The organism is Rahnella sp. ChDrAdgB13 (assembly GCF_017655185.1).
Taxonomy (GTDB): domain Bacteria; phylum Pseudomonadota; class Gammaproteobacteria; order Enterobacterales; family Enterobacteriaceae; genus Rahnella; species Rahnella contaminans.
The window spans coordinates 98,385-117,783 of record NZ_JAEMGT010000031.1; the positions used below are offsets into that span (position 1 = coordinate 98,385).

Sequence of the window (19,399 nt, forward strand, 5' to 3'; positions counted from 1 at the left end):
GCTGCAATATTTGCAGCGCCGGTTTTTTATTTGCGCGATGCCTCGGGGAAATCATTTTTGGAGTGGCAGCGATTAATTTCTTCGGGTAACGTCAGCGCATCGGATAACCGGCTTTTTAATTAAGAAAAACCATGCTTATAACGGCTTTCAGCACAGTTTTTAAACCCTTTCTACGCGACAGATTCTTGCATCTTCTGGTGTTGCTGGGCGTCGCCCTGACGCTGTTCCAGACTGAGAAAATCATGCAGTTTCCGCTGTTCGTGGACTGGGACACCATCATCACCTTGCTCGGCCTGCTGATGCTGACCAAAGGCGTGGAAGTCAGCGGCTACTTTGATTTTGTTGGCCGCAAGATGATCAATGCCATCGACAATGAACGCCGGCTGGCACTGTTTCTGGTGATGGCGGCGGCGGTGCTTTCCACGTTTATGACCAACGATGTGGCACTGTTTATCGTGATCCCGCTGACGATTACGTTGAAAAAACTGACGTCGCTGCCGGTTACGCGGCTGATTATCTTTGAAGCGCTGGCGGTGAATGCCGGATCCTTACTCACGCCGATTGGCAATCCGCAAAATATCCTCTTATGGAATAAATCCGGCCAGTCATTCCTGCATTTTATCGGGCAAATGGCTCCACTGGCGCTGGTAACGCTGGTTGCATTGCTGATTGTCACCGGCTTTTGTTTCCCGTCGCGCAGCCTTAAAAAAACGGCGAACAATCAGGGCTATCCGTTTCAGAAACGCCTTTTAGCCAGCTGCGGCGTGCTGTATGTCGTGTTTATTGCCTGCGTGGATCTGGGGCTGGCGCTGTACGGCTTACTGGCGGTGATTTTGTGTTTTCTGCTGCTGGCGCGAAAAGTCCTGCTGCGGATCGACTGGCCGCTGATCCTGGTGTTTATCGTGATGTTTATCGATGTACGCCTGATTGTCGGATTAGACGTTTTACAGCCGGTCTTCGCGCGAATTAACGGGCTGCCGGATTACGGACATTATCTGCTGAGCATCGGTTTATCTCAGGTGATCAGCAACGTTCCGGCGACAATCCTGATGATCAACTATCTGCCTTCCGGCCCGTTACTCGCTTACGCTGTGAACGCCGGTGGCTTTGGTCTGGCGATGGGATCGCTGGCTAATCTGATTGCGCTGCGCATGGCGAATGACCGAAAAATCTGGCTGAAATTTCACTTTTACTCTTTCCCGTTTCTGCTCTTCAGCGGTCTTACCGGCTGGTTCCTGCTTCCGTTAGTCAGCTGATCGCGCCGGTATCGAGAGCGGCCAGCCGGTTAACGGCGAAGGTGATTTCAGCGGGAGTGAGGGCAGAAAAGCCCAGAAGCCAGCCATCACGATGCAGCGCGTGCGGTTCGCTCTGATTGAGAAACAGCGGTGAAAGCCGCGGTGTTTCAACCCCCGCTTTTGCGGCCAGTGCGCTGAGGCGCTGCTCTTGTCCTGCGGGCAAATGCGCCGCAAGCTGTAAGCCTCCGGCTGCAACCTGCGGGGTCAGCCAGTCAATTTTTTGCCGGATTTGCTCCAGCAGATGATCGCGGCGGCTGTGATAAAGCTGACGGGAAAGACGCAGGTGCGAGGCGAAATGGCCGCTTTGCATAAATTCAGCCGTCACCGCCTGCATGAGTTGTGAAGAATGGCCGTCACTGACGGTGCGCAGCGTCACCATCGGTGCGACAAGTGAGGGAGGCAGCACGATATAAGCCAGACGCAGCGACGGGAATAAAACCTTCGAGAAGGTGCCCAGATAAATAACCTGCTGATGCTTATCCAGCCCCTGCATGGCCGGAAGCGGGCGTCCGTCGTAATGCAGTTCGCTGTCGTAATCATCCTCGATGATCCAGCTTTCGTGACGTCTGGCGTAGTCCAGCAAATGCAGGCGGCGGGGCAGACTCAGGCTCACACCCGTGGGGTAATGGTGAGAAGGCGTGAGATAGATCAGGCGCGGCGAAGGAGAGTCGGCAGCAGGATTGATGCCCTGTTCATCCACCGGTATTGCACAAAGTCGCGCGCCGGCGCTGGTAAACGCATTACGCGCTCCCGGATAACCGGGTTCCTCAAGCCAGACCGTATCGTTGGGATCAATCAGCAACATCGACAGCAGTTGCAGCGCCTGCTGGGAACTGGTGGTGATCATGATGTGATCAGCGGAACACAGCACACCGCGTGACTGTTGCAGATAACCGGCAATCGCCTGGCGAAGGGGCGAATATCCCTGCGGATCGCCATAACCCAGCAAACGTTCGCCGTGCGTGCGCAGCTGTTTAGCGGTGATTTGCTTCCAGACTTTCAGGGGAAACGCGCGTAAATCCGGGGAGCCCGCTGCAAAAGCCTTGGGGAACAGCGGGTCGTTGCAGCCGCCGGTTGCCACAATATTCCGGCCACGTGCTGAAAGCGTGGAAAATTTCGCTGGTGCGCTGCCGTTCGCACGCGGTGCGGAAGGGCGGGGAAGCGACTGGCTGACGAACGTGCCTTTTCCGGTCTGGCGCTGCAAATACCCTTCGGCCTCAATCTGCGCATAGGCTGCTTCCACTGTAATGCGTGAGAGTTTTAAATCGGCAGCCAGCATTCGTGAAGAAGGAAGCCGCTGCCCGACAGCCAGCGCACCGGTATTAATGGCCTGCCGCAGAACCGTGCAAAGCCGGTCGCGCAGACCGGGCATTTCGCCCGCGTTTTCAAAAAGAGTAATCAGTGCTGACGGTTGAGGCAGGATAGTCATAATGGGTCTTATTGATGCACGTAAATTGGTATTAATCATAAGGCCAAAACAAGAGATGATGGACCTGTTTTCAACACAGTAAATTGCAGAGGAAAATTTTATGTCACAGACGTCTTATGTTCTGGCTTACGAACCGCCTTCTCCCGAAGTCAGCGCGGCCTATTTACAGTCAAAACTGAGCTTTTATACCGATGCCGTGGATGTGGCAGCCGATTTACAAAATGGCGTGACCGGCATTGTGGTTATTGATACCCGTTCTGCTGAACATTATGCGCGCGGTCATGTGCCCGGTGCGGTCAGTTTTCCGCATAAAAATATGACGGCAGAAAGCACCCTCGGCCTAAATAAAGACGTCGTGTATGTGACGTATTGCGACGGGATTGGCTGTAACGGTTCTACGCAGGGCGCGTACAAACTGGCGAAGCTGGGGTTTCGCGTGAAAGAAATGATCGGCGGGCTGGATTTCTGGACTCGTGACCGGCATCCGGTCGAGAAGGGCGAAGCGCGCGGAGTTTATCCGGCGGACTCCGCCCCTGAAGATTGCGGCTGTGCGTGAGCAGCGCCTTAAAAGACCGCCCACAGTAGCAATACGACGACCACAAAAGCGATAAACACTAACGGTTTGCCGCCGAGCGCTTGCATGGAAGGCGGCAACATGGCCACGAAAGGATTCATGATCGGCTGCGGATCGGTACGTGAGACGGTGGTAAAGCTGTCATCGATGTCTTCCGCGTGCGGGGAGCGGTCAACGCGCTGGCTGAACAATACGCCAATCAGGTCACTGACCTGAACCGGCGTCAGCGGCGTGGATAACGTCGCGCTGAAACGGTTTTCGACATACTCGGTGAGCTGACGTATTTCATGCGTGCTGGCCGGTTGTTTCAGTACGCTCAGCAGTGTTGTCAGCGTCGGCGCAGTGGTTTGCTGGCTGAGTGACGCTTTTACCTGCATGAACTGGCTTAACAGCTGAAAATGCTTAGCCGGGATCGAATCGCCGACTTTTACGCCCACCAGATTGAACAGTTCCTGCCAGACTTTGACCGGCGCTTCACCGGTAGCCGCGCTGAGACGTGTGACCAGTTGTTGCAGGCTGTTATGTTCCGCAGGCAGCAGGGGGCGATCGGTGACCGGCGTCTGCTGAGGTTGTGGAATATTCATCTGGCGTGTCTGGATCAGATCCAGCACTTGCTGAAGCTGCGGATGCGTCAGCTGGCTCAGAACAGTATGACCAAAGTTCTGGCGAATAAAATCACTGACGGCCTGACGATTATTGCCCTGCGGCAACAGCTCGGTCAGCTGCAACATCAGCTGGCGGGTCGCGTGGCTGTCCTGCGCCTGAGTCAGTTTCCCCTGCAACAACGTCTGCGCCTGAGGAAATTGTGATGAGGTGATTTCCGCACCATGAGGCAGCGAAAGATCGTGGCGCAGGTTGGCCCAGATCTCAGCAGATTTTATGGGAGTCAGCGCCATCAGTTTCACAATCAGCTTTTCCAGCGTGGTGCGCTGTGCCGGTGTGAGCGGTAATTCGCCTCCCGGTTTAACCGGAACGGTCTGACCCTGGGGCTGTGTTCTGTTGTCGCCAACCGGCATGCCCGGGCCGCTCAAAGGTTGCATATCACCGTCCTTCGCTGGAAATTTAAACGTCGCTTGATGAGTAAGCGCGGCGCAAAGCGCAGAAGCGCCTCATCATACCTGCAAAGTGTTTTAACCGACACCGTGAATAGCAGCCCGGTGAACATTCATGAGGATATTGTTTCTGAAAACGGCGGGTAAAAACATCTTACTGTACGCAAAAGCGTAAAAGGGGAAGGTGCCATCCCCCTGAACGGGGGATGGCAGAGAGGTTTAACGCGTTTCTTTGTGCCGTTCGCCGGATGTGCGGCCAAACAAAGGCTTACGCAGACGCTGTGCAAGGATAACCCCGACCAGCGTGATGCCGCCGCCGATCAGATGGTAGCTTTGCAGGTGTTCATGCAGGAACAACACCGCAATTATTGCTGTGAAAATGGGTGACAGGTTCATGAAAATAGAGGCTTTGTTCGCGCCGAGGCGGATAACGCCCTGTATCCATAAAAAAGGCGCAATGATTGATGCGGGGATCCCCGCGAAAACCACCAGCGGAATATTGTGTACGGTCAGGCTGACATCTTTCGCCATCAGGAAGTTAGGCAGCAACAGTAAGACGCCGAAAATTATCTGCACATACAACGACTGCCAGTTCGGCAGCGGGATCGCCCATCGTTTGGTCAGGACGCCATACAGCGCGTAGGACGCCGATGCGGCAAACATCATCAGCTCACCGGTGCCGATACCGTGTTGCAGCAACTGCGCCGGATCCCCCGCACTGACCAGCCAGATTAATCCGCTGAGAGAAACAATGCTGCCCACGGCCACACCGACCGTCGGTACCACGCTCAACATAAACAAGCTAATCAGAACGGTCAGCAGCGGGATCAGGGAGTTAAGGATCCCCATAAACAGGGCGCTGACGCTGTGCGCGGCGTAATACGCCAGGCTCTGATAAAGCACCATTCCAAGCAGGCCAAGGATCAGCAGTTTCCACCAGTATTGTCTGACGGCTTGCAGGTTACGCAGAACGCCGGGCAGGACAAAAGGCGTTAGCGTCACTAGCGCCAGAAGCCAGCGGTAGAAAGAGATAGCAGCCGGGTCTATCGTACCTGAGGCTGCCTTGCTGACGACCGCATTCAGTGACCAGATCAGCACGGCCAGCAGCGGAAAAAGTACATTCATTGGAAATTGTCTCTGAGTAAATCGTAACGCAAGTGTACGATTGTCTTATTTGTTAGAGATAACGATAATCAGACAACTGTTCAAGCAATTAAGACAATTGCAGTATCGCTCACAGACAATAGGGTTTTATGCCAACTCCACGTGCTTCATCTCAGCATCCGTCGTCTCCCCGCTATTATCCGCCGTTGCCGGAAAAAGTGCCGGTGACACTGTTGTTTCGCGGCGAGATTGTTGAAGGGAATTCCGAGTATGTTCAGCATTCACATCCGTGGAGCCAGATTATCTGCGTGAAGTCCGGCGTTCTGGCGATGCTGGTCGGGGGGAAGCGCTATCTGGCACCACGCGAGTTTGCGATCTGGGTGCCCGCCGGCGTGGAGCATTCCAGTTATAACCGCAAAACGACGCGATTTTGTGCGATTGATATCGCTCCGGCGCTGAATCAAGATCTGCCTTCCACGCCGTGTTTGCTGACGCCGACGGCCATTTTCAATGCAATCGCTGATGACTGCTTTTCGCGCAATATGTCGGAGCCGGTCACTGAAGCGGACCTGCGCATGTGTCGCGTGCTGCTGGATCAAATCAGTCTGGCACCGCGTCAGAATACCTATCTGCCCACTTCCGAAGATAAATTGCTCTCGCCGGTGCTGAGTGCGCTGGAAAAAAATCCGGCGGATAATACGCCGCTGGCGCAATGGGCGACGCAGGTTTATACCACCGAACGGACGCTTTCGCGCCGCTGCCAGCAGGAGTTAGGCATGGGATTTGCGCAGTGGCGTCAGCGGTTGCGCTTTCTGCATGCCATCTCGTTGTTAGAGCAGGGTAAAACCGTACATGAGATTGCGCTGGATGTAGGATATAGCTCGGCGTCGGCGTTTATTGCCATGTTCCAGCACATTTCCGGCACCACGCCACAACGTTTTCGTAACGACAGGTAAACCCGGTTGGGATCTCATTTCATATCGTGGCAAAATCAGTGTCCTCTTTATTTTCTATTCTTTCTTAGGCCTTGCTGCCGGAGACAAACGTGAAAATCCTGGTTGATGAAAATATGCCGTATGCCGTCGAGCTTTTTAGCCGGCTGGGGAACGTGCAGGCCGTGCCTGGCCGCCCAATTCCACAAGATGCGCTCAATGATGCTGACGCGCTGATGGTGCGGTCCGTGACGAAAGTGAACGAAAGTTTGCTGGCGGGAAAACCGGTGAAATTTGTAGGTACCGCAACAGCGGGTACCGATCACGTTGATGACGCATGGCTTGCCACGCAGGGTATTGGCTTCTCGGCGGCGCCGGGTTGCAATGCGATTGCGGTAGTGGAATATGTCTTTTCTTCGCTCCTGATCCTTGCGCAGCGCGATGGTTTTCAGCTGCGCGACAAAACGGTCGGGATCATAGGCGTCGGTAATGTGGGTTCGCGCCTGAACGCCCGTCTGGAAGCGCTGGGTGTCCGTACGCTGCTTTGCGATCCGCCGCGCGCCGATCGTGGCGATGCCGGTGAATTCTGGCCGCTGGAAAAACTGGTCGCCGAAGCCGATATTCTGACGTTCCATACTCCGCTGAACATGTCAGGCCCTTATGCCACGCATCATCTGGTCGACGCGGATTTACTGGCGCGTCTGCCGGGTGACCGTATTCTGATTAACGCCTGCCGTGGTGAAGTTGTCGACAACGCCGCGCTGCTTGAAGCACTTAACGGCAGCAAAAAACTGACCGCCGTGCTGGATGTCTGGGAACCGGAACCTGATTTATCGCTGGCGCTGCTGGATAAAGTCGCCATCGGGACGGCGCACATTGCCGGTTACAGTCTGGAAGGCAAAGCACGTGGCACCACGCAGGTTTTCGAAGCGTTCAGCCAGTTCATCGGACAACCGCAAACCGTGCCGCTGGAATCCTTACTTCCTGCTCCGGAATTTGCCGAAGTGATGCTCAGTGGCGCGCTCAGCGAAGCCAAACTGCTGCGGCTTATCCACTTAGTGTATGATGTGCGCCGCGATGACCGGCCTTTGCGCCGTGTGGCCGGGAAACCGGGCGAATTCGATAAGCTGCGCAAGTTCTATGAAGAACGTCGCGAGTGGTCATCTTTGCGGGTGATTTGCGACGATGCAGCAACTGCTGATGTGCTGAAAAAACTGGGTTTTAACAGCGTTACGGGCTAAGCCTTAACGCGCCCTTAAGCTTTTTAGCCTACAGTGACGCGATAACTATTTGAAAGCAGGGCGGTGATTATTCATCGCCCCTTGTATTTTGTACTTTTATTTCTGGAGAATACCAACATGTCTGATGGCTGGAATATTGCGCTGCTTGGCGCGACGGGTGCAGTCGGTGATGCGTTACTGGAATTATTGGCTGATCGTCAGTTCCCGGTTGGTGAGCTCTTCCCGCTGGCCAGCGACCGCAGTGCGGGTCAGACCGTGCGCTTTAATGGCAAAAGCCTGCGCGTGCAGCTGGCATCCGGGTTTGACTGGTCCCAGGTTCAGCTGGCGTTCTTTGTTGCCGGTACCGAAGCCTCGACGTTGTATGCCGAAGAAGCCGCCAATCAGGGGTGTCTGGTGATTGACAGCAGCGGTCTGTTCTCACTCGAAAACGATATTCCGCTGGTGGTGCCGGGCGTGAACCCGGACGCGCTGTCCCATTATCGTAACCGTAATATCGTGGCGGTTGCTGACAGCCTGACCAGCCAGCTTCTGACGGCGATCAAGCCGCTGACCGAACAGGCCGGTCTTGCCCGCCTGCACGTCACTTCTCTGCTCTCTGTTTCCGCGCTGGGCAAAGCCGCCGTGGACGAACTGGCCGGGCAAAGCGCCCGTCTGCTCAACGGTATCCCGGCAGAAGAAGGTATTTTCACTAAGCAGCTGGCGTTTAACCTGTTGCCGCTGGTGAGTGACGAAGAGGGCAGCGTTCTTCAGGAACGTCGTCTGGTCGATCAGGTTCGCAAAGTTCTGCAAAATGACGGTCTGCCAATTTCCGTCAGCTGTGTGCAGTCACCGGTATTTTATGGCCATGCGCAGGTTGTGCATCTTGAAGGTTTGCGTCCGCTGTCTGCGGACGAGGCGCGTACTGAACTCGAACGTATCGATGATATCAGCCTCAGCGAAGAAGATGATTTCCCGACACAGGTCAGCGACGCTTCCGGTAACGCGAATCTGAGCATCGGTTGTATCCGCAATGACTACGGCGTGCCTGAATTACTGCAATTCTGGTCAGTGGCTGACAACGTGCGTTTCGGCGGTGCCCTGATGGCGGTTGAGACCGCAGAAAAACTGATTAACGAATACTGGTACTGATAATGTCCGATGATGTAATTGCTGACGTCGCGGCTCCGGTTGTTGCGGGTCGCGTAGCGTTAGGCATTGAGTACAACGGCAGTGAATATTATGGCTGGCAGAGACAGCAGGGCGCGGCGAGCGTCCAGGAATGTCTGGAAAAAGCCCTGAGCCGCGTGGCGGATGCGTCAATTGTGGTGCTCTGCGCCGGGCGTACCGACGCGGGTGTCAGTGCCACCGGGCAGGTGGTGCATTTCGATACGCCGGTTTTGCGCAAAGATGCCGCATGGACGATGGGCGTCAATACCCATCTGCCGAAAGATATTGCCGTGCGCTGGTGTGCCAGTGTTCCTGAAGATTTTCATGCACGCTTCAGCGCCACGGCACGCCGTTATCGCTACGTAATTTACAATAATCGCTACCGTTCGGCGATTTTGCATACCGGTGTGACGCACGTCCACATGCCGCTTGATGTGGAAAAAATGCAACTCGCCGGGCAGGCATTGCTCGGGGAAAACGATTTTACGTCGTTCCGTGCGTCCCAGTGCCAGTCGCGCACGCCCTGGCGTTATGTGATGCATCTGAATGTCAGCCGCCACGGTAATTATGTGGTGGTCGATATCAAGGCGAACGCCTTTGTACATCATATGGTGAGAAATATTGTTGGCAGCCTGGTCGAAATCGGTGCAGGAAATCAGCCGGTAGGCTGGATGGCAGAATTGCTGGCAGCGAAAGATCGCAATCTGGCTGCGGCGACCGGAAAACCGGAAGGGTTGTATCTGGTATCTGTTGATTATCCTGAGAAATTTGCATTACCTCAGGTCAATATGGGCCCCTTGTTCCTGGAAGATTAGGGAACAGTACACGTGATTTTTACGCCACGTTTTTAAGAATACATGGGACGGTAAATCAAATGAGTTTTATCCACTTTATTATTGATTTTATTCTTCATATTGATGTGCATTTAGCGGAGCTGGTTGCGCAGTATGGCATCTGGGTTTACGGGATTTTGTTCCTGATCCTGTTTTGTGAAACGGGTCTGGTGGTGACGCCGTTTTTACCGGGCGACTCGCTGCTGTTTGTGGCTGGCGCGCTGGCGGCATTGCCGGGTAATGACATTAACGTACATGTGATGGTGTTGCTGATGGCAATTGCGGCGATCCTCGGCGATGCGGTGAACTACACTATCGGACGGGTGTTTGGTGAGCGGCTGTTCAGCAATCCGGATTCGAAAATTTTCCGTCGCAGTTATTTAGACAAAACGCACAAGTTTTACGAGAAACATGGCGGCAAAACGATTATTCTTGCGCGCTTCGTGCCAATCGTCCGGACTTTTGCGCCGTTTGTAGCGGGTATGGGGCATATGTCCTACCGACACTTTGCGGCCTATAACGTGATTGGTGCGCTGATTTGGGTGCTGCTGTTTACCTACGCGGGCTACCTGTTTGGCGATCTGCCAATTGTTCAGGAAAATCTGAAATTACTGATTGTTGCCATCATCGTGGTTTCTATTCTGCCGGGTGTGGTAGAAGTCTGGCGGCACAAACGCGCAGCGGCGAAAGAAAAGCGTCAGCAGGATTAATCTGCGGCGATTTTTTGCGCAAGCGCTTTAAAATTTAAGACATTAAACCAGAGGGTGGACCAGTTTTTTATCCACAGTGTCTGGCCGTTATGGTTTAATGAGCGACAATTTATGGTCTGTTCCTGCGAACAACCCTTCTGCAATGCGGTGTGTGAGGTTTTTTGACACTCCGTGCGCAGGCGTATTTGGGTAGGTTTCAGGGGACTTGTTACAGCATGAACAGCGGACTGGCTTCGGCCGGGTTCAAACAGAAAGGTTATCGATGAGCTGGATTGAACGAATTCTTAGTAAGAGCACTGACTCGCAAACCCGTAAGGCAAGTATTCCTGAGGGCGTCTGGACTAAATGTGACAGCTGCGGGCAGGTTCTTTACCGCGCCGAGCTTGAGCGCAACCTCATGGTTTGCCCTAAGTGTGACCACCATATGCGTCTTACCGCGCGTATGCGTCTGTCCACTTTCATGGACGAGGGTAGTGAGGTTGAATTAGGCAGCGAGCTTGAGCCTAAAGATGTTCTGAAGTTTAAAGATTCCAAAAAATACAAAGATCGTCTGGTTGCTGCACAGAAAGAAACCAACGAAAAAGACGCCCTGATCGTCATGAAAGGCACGCTGTTCGGTATGCCAATCGTGGTAGCTTCTTTTGAATTTGCCTTCATGGGCGGTTCAATGGCGTCGGTGGTGGGGGCTCGCTTTGTGCGTGCCGTTGAACAGGCGATGGAAGATAACTGCCCGCTGGTATGCTTCTCTGCCAGTGGCGGTGCGCGTATGCAGGAAGCGCTGATGTCGCTGATGCAGATGGCGAAAACCAGCGCCGCATTGGCGAAATTGCAGGAACGCGGTCTGCCGTACATTTCTGTACTGACTGACCCGACCATGGGTGGCGTTTCTGCCAGCCTGGCAATGCTGGGCGACATCAACGTCGCTGAGCCGAAAGCGCTGATCGGTTTCGCCGGTCCACGTGTTATCGAGCAAACAGTTCGTGAAAAGCTGCCGCCGGGCTTCCAGCGCAGTGAATTCCTGATTGAGAAAGGCGCGATTGATATGATCGTGCGTCGTCCGGACATGCGCGCCAAACTCGGCAGCGTTCTGGCGAAACTGACCGGGCACCCGGAGCCGAATGTGGTTGACGTCCATGTTCCTGTCAACGGTTCTGCCGCTGACCATCATCAGGATGCCTGATCGGACGAGGTAAAAGCCGGTCAGTTTTCGGGCGGTAACCTGTTTTATGCCGCCCGGCACCTCCTGGCTGTGCTTTTACTCTTCGTCAGTTCTGACAAAGAGGGCATTGCCTGCTATCACAGTCTGGTGATGTAGTGTCGAAGTGAACCTAACTCAGGTTGAACGGGACTCATGCAAAATCAACTTATCCCTCAAGCCACGTCGCCTTTGGCCACGTGGCTTTATTATCTTGAAAACCTCCATTCTCAGGCTATCGAGCTTGGCCTTGACCGGGTCAAAGCGGTGGCGACAAAACTTGATTTGCTGACACCTGCGCCACGCGTCTTTACCGTCGCAGGAACCAACGGCAAAGGCACCACCTGTGCGACGCTGGAAGCCATTCTGATGGCCGCGGGTTACCGTGTGGGCGTTTACAGTTCCCCGCACCTTGTCCGCTATACCGAGCGCGTCCGTATTCAGGGCGCAGAGTTGCCTGAGTCTGCGCACTGTGCCTCTTTTGCGCTGCTGGAAGCCGGGCGGGGCGATATTTCCCTGACCTATTTCGAGTACGGCACGCTGTCGGCGTTACAGCTGTTCAAACAGGCGAAGCTGGATATTGTTATCCTCGAAGTCGGGCTGGGCGGGCGTCTGGATGCGACCAATATCGTTGATGCGGACGTATCGGTCGTCACCAGCATCGCGCTGGATCATACTGACTGGCTCGGCTCAGATCGCGAGAGCATTGGCCGCGAGAAAGCCGGTATTTTCCGTTCAGGCAAACCAGCCGTAGTCGGTGAGCCGGATATGCCGCTATCTATTGCCAATGTGGCAAAAGAGAAACATGCAGATTTATACCGCCGGGGTGAGAGCTGGAATTTCGCGGCAAACGCCGGAAACTGGCGCTGGGCGGCTTTGCAGGATGGCGAAGAAGTCACCATACTGGACGGATTGCCGCTGCCGAATGTTCCGCTGCCGAATGCCGCGACGGCACTGGCCGCGTTGCATTATTCGGCGCTGGATATTCCTGAAGAGGCGTTACGCAGCGGCTTACAGCGTGCTGCGCTGCCGGGGCGTTTCCAGACGGTCAGTGAATCGCCACGCCTGATCCTTGACGTCGCGCACAACCCGCACGCCGCGGCTTATCTGGCCGGACGCCTGGCTGAACAGCCGCGCCATGGCGGGAAAGTGCGTGCGGTGGTGGGAATGTTGAAAGACAAAGATATTGCCGGTACGCTGGCTTGTCTTTCGCCTCAGGTGGATGAATGGTATTGCGCACCGCTGGAAGGGCCACGTGGCGCCAGCGTTGAAGAACTGGCCTCGCACCTGAATCAGGCGCGCCGGTTTGATGATGTGGAGTCTGCCTGGAGACAGGCTATGCAGGAGGCGGCTCCTCAGGATATTGTGATTGTCTGCGGTTCGTTCCACACCGTAGCTCACGTAATGGATGCTATCGACACGGGGAAAAACAGTGGCAAGTAAGTTTCAAAATCGTCTGGTCGGGACGGTCATTCTGGTGGCGCTGGGCGTTATCATTTTGCCCGGTTTACTCGACGGCAAGAAAAAGCATTATGAAGACGAATTTGCGTCTATTCCATTGGTGCCAAAACCGGGTGATGTTGAGGAACAGGATTCTGTACCGCCTGTCACGCAGTCATTGCCCGCTCAGCCGCCGGAAGGCGCAAATCAGGCTATGAACGGTGCGCAGGACATCGACAGTGCGGCAACCAATACCAATGCCGCAAATCATGGCAACGTAGCGCCGGGGAATACGACGGTCGAAGCACCGCCGGTCACGACGCTGCCTGAGCAGAAGAAACCGGTGCAAACGGCGCCAGCAAAACCTGTTCAGCAGAAGCCAAAAACGATTGAACCTAAACCGCTGGCGGAAGCCAAACCGGTGGTGAAACCAAAACCGGTCGAACAGCCGAAGCCGGTCGAGCAACCGAAGGTCGTCGCTGAACAGCCGAAACCGGTTGAACAACCGAAAGCCGTGGAACAGCCTAAGCCTGCGCCGGAAGAAAAAGCGCCGGCGGGTCAGTCTTATGTTGTGCAGCTCGGCGCATTGAAAAATGCGGCGAAAGCGACCGAGATTGTTGCGACTCTGCGGCTTTCCGGGTTCCGTGCTTATTCTGTTCCGGCGACGCCGGTGCAGGGACAAATCACGCGGCTTTATGTGGGCCCGGATGCGTCAAAACAAAAACTGGAAGCTTCACTCCCTCAGCTGCAACAGCTCAGCGGGTTAGGCGGACAGGTGCGCGCTTATTCGGCGCACTAATCTTGCGGTTCCCCGTGAGAGCGGGGAGGCCGGAAGGCACTAAAAACACAAAAAATACCAGGGAGGGCACAAGCGATTTGTGCCCTTTTTCTATAAGATCGCCGGGTTGGGATTTTATAGGTTTATGCTGCGGTTGAGGTTTTTTTAATCGCTATTATTAATTTGTCTGACCGGCTGATTTCCGCTACGCAAACGTTTTCTTTTTCTGTTAGAATTCGCAGCGATTTGGATGCCGGGGTAGACGCGACTGGATTAGACACTGGAATTGTTAATGGTCTGGATTGATTACGTCATCATTGCGGTTATCGGATTTTCTGCTTTAGTCAGTTTAATCCGTGGCTTTGTTCGCGAGGCTTTATCACTGGTTACCTGGGCTTGCGCCTTCTTTGTAGCCAGTCATTATTACCCGTATCTCGCCATCTACTTCACGCGTTTCGAAGATGAGTTAGTTCGAAACGGGATCGCAATTGCCATCTTGTTCATCGCGACGTTGATCGTAGGTGCAATTGTCAACTATGTGATCAGTTCACTGGTTGAAAAAACCGGGTTGTCCGGCACTGACAGGGTGTTAGGTGTGTGCTTCGGCGCACTGCGCGGCGTACTTATCGTCTCCGCGATGCTGTTCTTCCTGGATACCTTCACCAGTTTTTCGCAAAGTGACGACTGGAAACAATCCCAGTTGATCCCACAGTTCAGTTATATCATCAGGTGGTTCTTTGACTACCTGCAGAGCACGTCGAGTTTCTTGCCAAAACATATTTAGTTCTGGCAGCGCTGAAGAGGAAAAGACAACATGTGCGGTATTGTCGGTATCGCCGGTTTCATGCCGGTAAACCAGTCGATTTATGACGCGTTAACGGTGCTACAACACCGTGGGCAGGATGCTGCTGGCATCACCACCATCGATGCCAATAACAATTTCCGTTTACGGAAAGCCAATGGCCTGGTGAAAGATGTTTTTGAAGCCCGCCATATGCAACGCTTACAAGGCAACATGGGTATCGGCCATGTTCGCTATCCAACGGCTGGCAGTTCCAGTGCCTCAGAAGCTCAACCTTTTTACGTCAACTCTCCGTTCGGCATCACACTCGCCCACAACGGTAACCTGACCAATGCTCACGAATTAAGAAGCAACCTGTTCGAAGGCCAGCGCCGTCATGTGAACACGACTTCCGATTCTGAAATCTTGCTCAATATCCTGGCGAGTGAACTGGACCGTTTCCAGCATTACCCGCTGGAAGCCGACAACATTTTCGCCGCTGTGGCTGCCGTGAACCTGAAAATTCGTGGTGCTTATGCCTGCGTGGCGATGATCATCGGCCATGGTATGCTGGCGTTCCGCGACCCGCACGGTATCCGTCCGCTGGTTATCGGTAAACGTACGCTGGAAGATGGCCGCAACGAGTATATGGTCGCATCTGAAAGCGTAGCGCTTGATACGCTGGGCTTCGAGTTCCTGCGTGACGTCGCGCCGGGCGAAGCGGTGTACATCACCGAGAAAGGCCAGCTGTTTACCCGCATGTGTGCTGAGAATCCTCAGTACAATCCGTGCCTGTTCGAGTATGTGTATTTCGCGCGTCCGGACTCCTTCATCGACAAAATTTCCGTCTACAGCGCCCGTGTCCGTATGGGTGAAAAGCTGGGCGCAAAAATTGCCCGTGAATGGGAAGATCTGGATATCGATGTGGTCATTCCGATCCCGGAAACCTCCTGCGATATCGCGCTGGAAATCGCGCGTATTCTGGATAAACCGTACCGTCAGGGTTTTGTGAAAAACCGCTATGTAGGCCGTACCTTTATCATGCCGGGCCAGCAGGAACGCCGTAAATCTGTACGTCGTAAACTGAACGCTAACCGCGCTGAGTTCCGTGATAAAAATGTGCTGCTGGTCGATGACTCCATCGTGCGCGGCACTACCTCTCAGCAAATTGTTGAGATGGCGCGTGAAGCCGGTGCACGACGTGTTTATCTGGCCTCTGCGGCGCCGGAAATTCGTTTCCCGAACGTTTACGGCATCGATATGCCAAGCGCAAATGAACTGATTGCTCATGGTCGCGAAGTCAGCGAAATCAACCAGATCATTGGTGCCGATGCGTTAATCTTCCAGGACCTGAGCGACCTTATCGCCGCAGTGAAAGAAGACAATACCGACATCGAGAAATTCGAATGTTCCGTGTTCGACGGTGTATACGTCACCAAAGACGTTGACCAGAACTATCTGGAATACCTCGAAGCGCTGCGCAACGACGACGCTCAGGCGTTGCGTGGTCAGCAGGAAGCGGAAAACCTTGAGATGCACAACGAAGGCTGATTAGCCGGTTGCTGACATCCGCTTAAACGCGCTCCTCCGGTGAACTCCGGGCGGGCGCGTTTTTTTATGTCTGAATTTATGTCAGTATTGGCGGCATCAGGTCCGGTAACATTTTCTAAGGCAGTGTTCATGAAACGACTTATTGTCGGTATTTCCGGCGCCAGCGGCGCAATTTATGGTGTCAGGCTTTTGCAGGTTTTGCAGAGCGTACCGGATATTGAAACCCATCTGGTGATGAGCAATGCCGCCCGCCAGACGCTGACGCTGGAAACGGATCTGACACTGCGCGATGTTCAGGCGCTGGCCGACGTCGTGCATGATTCCCGCGATATCGCCGCCAGTATCTCCTCCGGCTCATTTAAAACCACGGGCATGGTGATTTTGCCTTGTTCGGTCAAAACCCTTTCCGGCATTGTGAACAGTTATACCGACGGTTTACTGACGCGCGCGGCGGATGTTGTGCTCAAGGAAAGGCGACGCCTTGTACTTTGCGTGCGTGAAACCCCGCTGCATCTGGGGCATTTACGGCTGATGACGCAGGCCGCCGAGCTGGGCGCGATTATTATGCCGCCGGTTCCGGCGTTTTATCACCGGCCGGCAACCGTGGAAGATATTATCGATCAGACCGTCAACCGGGTGATCGACCAGTTTGATATCGAGCTTCCGCAAGACTTATTTGTTCGATGGCAGGGCAGTCACTAAACTTTCTCACCGCGTTACGCACCTCTTTTGCGCAATACCGTTACATTGCACCAACAATGATCACAATTTGATTCATTAAGGTGCAGTGTTCACGGGCGCTTCAGCTATTCTTCCTTCAGACCTTTGAAAACTTTCATTATCCCGATGCTTTTTTGAACGGTTTTCGTTCTTCATGAGATGAAAATGACCTTACGGAGAAACGGCACGGAACGTGCATGAGAAAACCTGGCAAAAAGCCATTTGCGCCGTTCAGCAAACTATAAAAAGACGTTCATTCACGCACACACAACCACAACAGATGAATAATCACTGAGGCTAATGTATGAAAAAGTTGTTCAAGGTTCTTCCGCTGGTTCTGGTCTTAGCCAGTGCAGGTAGTGCATTTGCTGCCGCGCCTAAAGCAATTAATATCGGTACTGATCCGACTTACGCCCCATTTGAATCAAAAGACTCCAGCGGCAAGCTGGTAGGTTTTGATATCGACCTGGCTAACGAGATGTGTAAACGCGCAGCCATCAAATGTACTTACGTTGAAAGTGACTTTGATGCGCTGATCCCTTCTCTGAAAGCGAAGAAAATTGATGCGATTATCTCTTCCCTGTCGATCACTGAAAAACGTCAGCAGGAAATTGATTTCACGGAAAAACTGTACGCGGCTAACGCCCGTCTGATCGCGCCAAAAGGTTCTAAAATTCTGCCAACGCTGGACGCGCTGAAAGGCAAAAACGTCGGTGTTCTGCAAGGTTCTACTCAGGAAGCCTATGCCAACGCAATGTGGCAGCCAAAAGGCATCAACGTGGTGGCTTACCAGAACCAGGATCTGATCTACGCTGATCTGGCCTCAGGTCGTCTGGATGTGGCTTTCCAGGATGAAGTGGCAGGCAGCGAAGGCTTCCTGAAACAGGCTGCCGGTAAAGATTACGCGTTCGCGGGTCCTTCCGTGAAAGACGATAAATTCTTCGGTGTGGGCACAGGCATGGGTCTGCGTAAGAACGAAACCGATTTGCAGGCTGCGCTAAACAAAGCATTCGACAGCATGCGTAAAGACGGCACTTACGACAAACTGGCCAAAAAATACTTCGATTTTGACGTTTACGGCGGCTGATTTGCGCTGTGAGATGTGCCAAAGGGAGCGGTTCGCCGCTCCCTGCGGTTCTGACGCAGGGTTAGCGTAACCTGCGCCGGGATCCACTGAAGACAGGACAAATACATGCTGTATGGGTATTCCCAGGTAATTATCCAGGGCACATTGGTGACACTGGAGCTGGCGATTTCGTCAGTGATTTTAGCGTTGGTGATCGGGCTTATCGGGGCGGGCGGGAAACTGTCAAAAAGCCGGGTTATTTCGGGTATTTTTGGTTGTTACACCACGCTTATTCGCGGCGTCCCTGACCTGGTTTTAATGTTGCTTATTTTCTACGGATTGCAGATTGCGCTTAACAGCCTGACTGAATCCTTAGGTTTTTCTCAGATTGATATCGATCCTATGAGCGCGGGTATTATTACCCTGGGTTTTATTTACGGCGCTTATTTTACCGAGACGTTCCGCGGTGCTTTTATGGCGGTTCCCCGCGGTCAGATTGAAGCCGCGACGGCGTTTGGTTTCAGCGGCTCGCAGATTTTTCGTCGTATTTTATTCCCGGCCATGATGCGTTTTGCGCTGCCCGGCATTGCCAACAACTGGCAGGTTATTTTGAAAGCCACCGCGCTGGTGTCCCTGCTTGGCCTGAATGACGTGGTGAAAGCGACGCAGCTGGCAGGCAAAGGCACGTATCAGCCTTTCTACTTCGCGATTGTCGCGGGTGTGGTTTATCTGATTTTCACCACGCTGTCGAACGGCGTGCTGGTCTGGCTTGATCGCCGTTATTCGCTGGGTGTGAAGAGGGCGGACCTATGATCGAAATTTTACAACAATACGGCATGTCCTTGCTGTACAGCGACGGTTACCGTTTTACCGGACTGGCGATCACGCTGTGGCTGTTAATAAGCTCCGTCGTGATGGGCGGATTACTGGCGGTGCCGATGGCGGTTGGCCGCGTTTCCTCCAACAAATTCCTGCGCTATCCAATCTGGCTTTATACCTACGTTTTTCGCGGTACACCGCTTTACGTGCAGCTGCTGGTGTTTTACTCCGGCATGTACAGCCTGGAAATTGTGCGTGGCACAGACTTCCTCAATGCTTTCTTCCGCAGCGGGCTGAACTGTACGATTTTGGCGCTGACGCTCAATACCTGCGCGTACACCACCGAGATTTTTGCCGGCGCGATCCGCTCCGTTCCGCACGGTGAAATTGAAGCGGCTAATGCTTACGGTTTCTCACGCTTTAAACTGTATACCTGCATTATTTTGCCGTCGGCTCTGCGCACCGCGCTGCCTGCGTACAGTAACGAAGTGATTCTGATGCTGCATTCCACCGCGCTGGCCTTTACCGCCACGGTGCCGGATGTGCTGAAAATCGCCCGTGATATTAACTCCGCGACCTATCAGCCTTTTTACGCATTCGGGATTGCGGCGGTGATTTATCTTTGTGTTTCTTTTGTCCTGATTGGTCTGTTCCGCAAGGCGGAAAAACGCTGGCTGGCGCACGTGAAGCCTCAGTCAAGCCACTGATAAAAATAACCATTGCGGATATAAAT

19 protein-coding genes are annotated in these 19,399 nt (G+C 53.7%); 16 read left to right on the forward strand and 3 right to left on the reverse strand.

The genetic code is table 11. The features are described 5' to 3' along the window. The first annotated feature begins 131 nt into the window (after positions 1-131). A complete protein-coding gene (locus tag J8X26_RS10765) occupies positions 132-1,256 on the forward strand; it encodes an SLC13 family permease (RefSeq protein WP_152324404.1) in 1,125 nt (374 codons plus the stop codon). On the opposite strand, the gene J8X26_RS10770 is transcribed toward J8X26_RS10765, so the two are convergent. After that, positions 1,249-2,724 carry a PLP-dependent aminotransferase family protein gene (locus tag J8X26_RS10770; RefSeq protein WP_244370477.1) on the reverse strand — a complete coding sequence of 492 codons (1,476 nt, stop codon included), beginning with the start codon at positions 2,722-2,724 and terminating at the stop codon, positions 1,249-1,251. The genes J8X26_RS10765 and J8X26_RS10770 overlap by 8 nt on opposite strands. A 100-nt stretch (positions 2,725-2,824) precedes the next feature. Between J8X26_RS10770 and J8X26_RS10775 the strand changes: the two genes are divergently transcribed. Next, positions 2,825-3,280, forward strand: coding sequence for a rhodanese-like domain-containing protein (locus J8X26_RS10775; RefSeq protein WP_208950885.1), 456 nt, complete (start codon positions 2,825-2,827; stop codon positions 3,278-3,280). A gap of 8 nt (positions 3,281-3,288) precedes the next feature. Here J8X26_RS10775 and flk read toward each other — a convergent pair whose 3' ends face one another. Beyond that, positions 3,289-4,338, reverse strand: a complete 1,050-nt coding sequence (gene flk / locus J8X26_RS10780; protein WP_165058323.1) for a flagella biosynthesis regulator Flk — start codon at positions 4,336-4,338, stop codon at positions 3,289-3,291. A gap of 231 nt (positions 4,339-4,569) precedes the next feature. Beyond that, positions 4,570-5,475 carry a DMT family transporter gene (locus J8X26_RS10785; RefSeq protein ID WP_208950886.1) on the reverse strand — a complete coding sequence of 302 codons (906 nt, stop codon included), beginning with the start codon at positions 5,473-5,475 and terminating at the stop codon, positions 4,570-4,572. Positions 5,476-5,603: 128 nt separating this feature from the next. Here J8X26_RS10785 and J8X26_RS10790 point away from each other — a divergent pair, with 128 nt between their 5' ends. From J8X26_RS10790 to J8X26_RS10855, 14 genes are all read left to right on the forward strand, one after another. Continuing rightward, positions 5,604-6,410: a helix-turn-helix domain-containing protein gene (locus tag J8X26_RS10790; RefSeq protein WP_208950887.1), complete on the forward strand. Its 807-nt coding sequence runs from the start codon at positions 5,604-5,606 to the stop codon at positions 6,408-6,410. An 89-nt stretch (positions 6,411-6,499) separates the two neighbouring features. Further along, positions 6,500-7,627 carry a 4-phosphoerythronate dehydrogenase PdxB gene (gene pdxB / locus J8X26_RS10795; RefSeq protein WP_152324398.1) on the forward strand — a complete coding sequence of 376 codons (1,128 nt, stop codon included), beginning with the start codon at positions 6,500-6,502 and terminating at the stop codon, positions 7,625-7,627. Positions 7,628-7,744: 117 nt separating this feature from the next. Next, positions 7,745-8,755, forward strand: a complete 1,011-nt coding sequence (locus J8X26_RS10800; protein WP_208950888.1) for an aspartate-semialdehyde dehydrogenase — start codon at positions 7,745-7,747, stop codon at positions 8,753-8,755. A 2-nt stretch (positions 8,756-8,757) separates the two neighbouring features. Then, positions 8,758-9,588, forward strand: a complete 831-nt coding sequence (gene truA / locus J8X26_RS10805; protein WP_208950889.1) for a tRNA pseudouridine(38-40) synthase TruA — start codon at positions 8,758-8,760, stop codon at positions 9,586-9,588. 59 nt (positions 9,589-9,647) lie between these two features. After that, complete coding sequence (locus J8X26_RS10810; protein WP_152324395.1) at positions 9,648-10,316, forward strand: DedA family protein; 669 nt, start codon at positions 9,648-9,650, stop codon at positions 10,314-10,316. Positions 10,317-10,578: 262 nt separating this feature from the next. Continuing rightward, on the forward strand, positions 10,579-11,496 hold the full coding sequence (gene accD, locus J8X26_RS10815) for an acetyl-CoA carboxylase, carboxyltransferase subunit beta (protein ID WP_152324394.1): 918 nt from the start codon (positions 10,579-10,581) through the stop codon (positions 11,494-11,496). A gap of 171 nt (positions 11,497-11,667) precedes the next feature. Continuing rightward, positions 11,668-12,954, forward strand: coding sequence for a bifunctional tetrahydrofolate synthase/dihydrofolate synthase (gene folC / locus J8X26_RS10820; RefSeq protein ID WP_208950890.1), 1,287 nt, complete (start codon positions 11,668-11,670; stop codon positions 12,952-12,954). Next, positions 12,944-13,750: a cell division protein DedD gene (dedD, locus tag J8X26_RS10825; RefSeq protein ID WP_208950891.1), complete on the forward strand. Its 807-nt coding sequence runs from the start codon at positions 12,944-12,946 to the stop codon at positions 13,748-13,750. The genes folC and dedD overlap by 11 nt, the downstream gene beginning before the upstream one ends. A gap of 271 nt (positions 13,751-14,021) precedes the next feature. After that, on the forward strand, positions 14,022-14,513 hold the full coding sequence (gene cvpA / locus J8X26_RS10830) for a colicin V production protein (protein WP_104921249.1): 492 nt from the start codon (positions 14,022-14,024) through the stop codon (positions 14,511-14,513). Positions 14,514-14,543: 30 nt separating this feature from the next. Continuing rightward, entirely contained in the window at positions 14,544-16,061 is a 1,518-nt protein-coding gene (purF, locus tag J8X26_RS10835) for an amidophosphoribosyltransferase (protein ID WP_152324391.1), read from the forward strand. A gap of 129 nt (positions 16,062-16,190) precedes the next feature. Then, positions 16,191-16,763, forward strand: a complete 573-nt coding sequence (locus J8X26_RS10840) for a UbiX family flavin prenyltransferase (protein ID WP_152324390.1) — start codon at positions 16,191-16,193, stop codon at positions 16,761-16,763. Positions 16,764-17,085: 322 nt separating this feature from the next. Beyond that, entirely contained in the window at positions 17,086-17,868 is a 783-nt protein-coding gene (gene argT / locus J8X26_RS10845) for a lysine/arginine/ornithine ABC transporter substrate-binding protein ArgT (protein ID WP_101076128.1), read from the forward strand. 105 nt (positions 17,869-17,973) lie between these two features. Next, positions 17,974-18,660 (forward strand): histidine ABC transporter permease HisQ, encoded by a 687-nt coding sequence (locus J8X26_RS10850; protein WP_152324389.1) that lies wholly within the window; start codon positions 17,974-17,976, stop codon positions 18,658-18,660. Further along, positions 18,657-19,373, forward strand: coding sequence for an ABC transporter permease (locus tag J8X26_RS10855; RefSeq protein ID WP_152324388.1), 717 nt, complete (start codon positions 18,657-18,659; stop codon positions 19,371-19,373). The genes J8X26_RS10850 and J8X26_RS10855 overlap by 4 nt, the downstream gene beginning before the upstream one ends. Positions 19,374-19,399 lie beyond the last annotated feature (26 nt).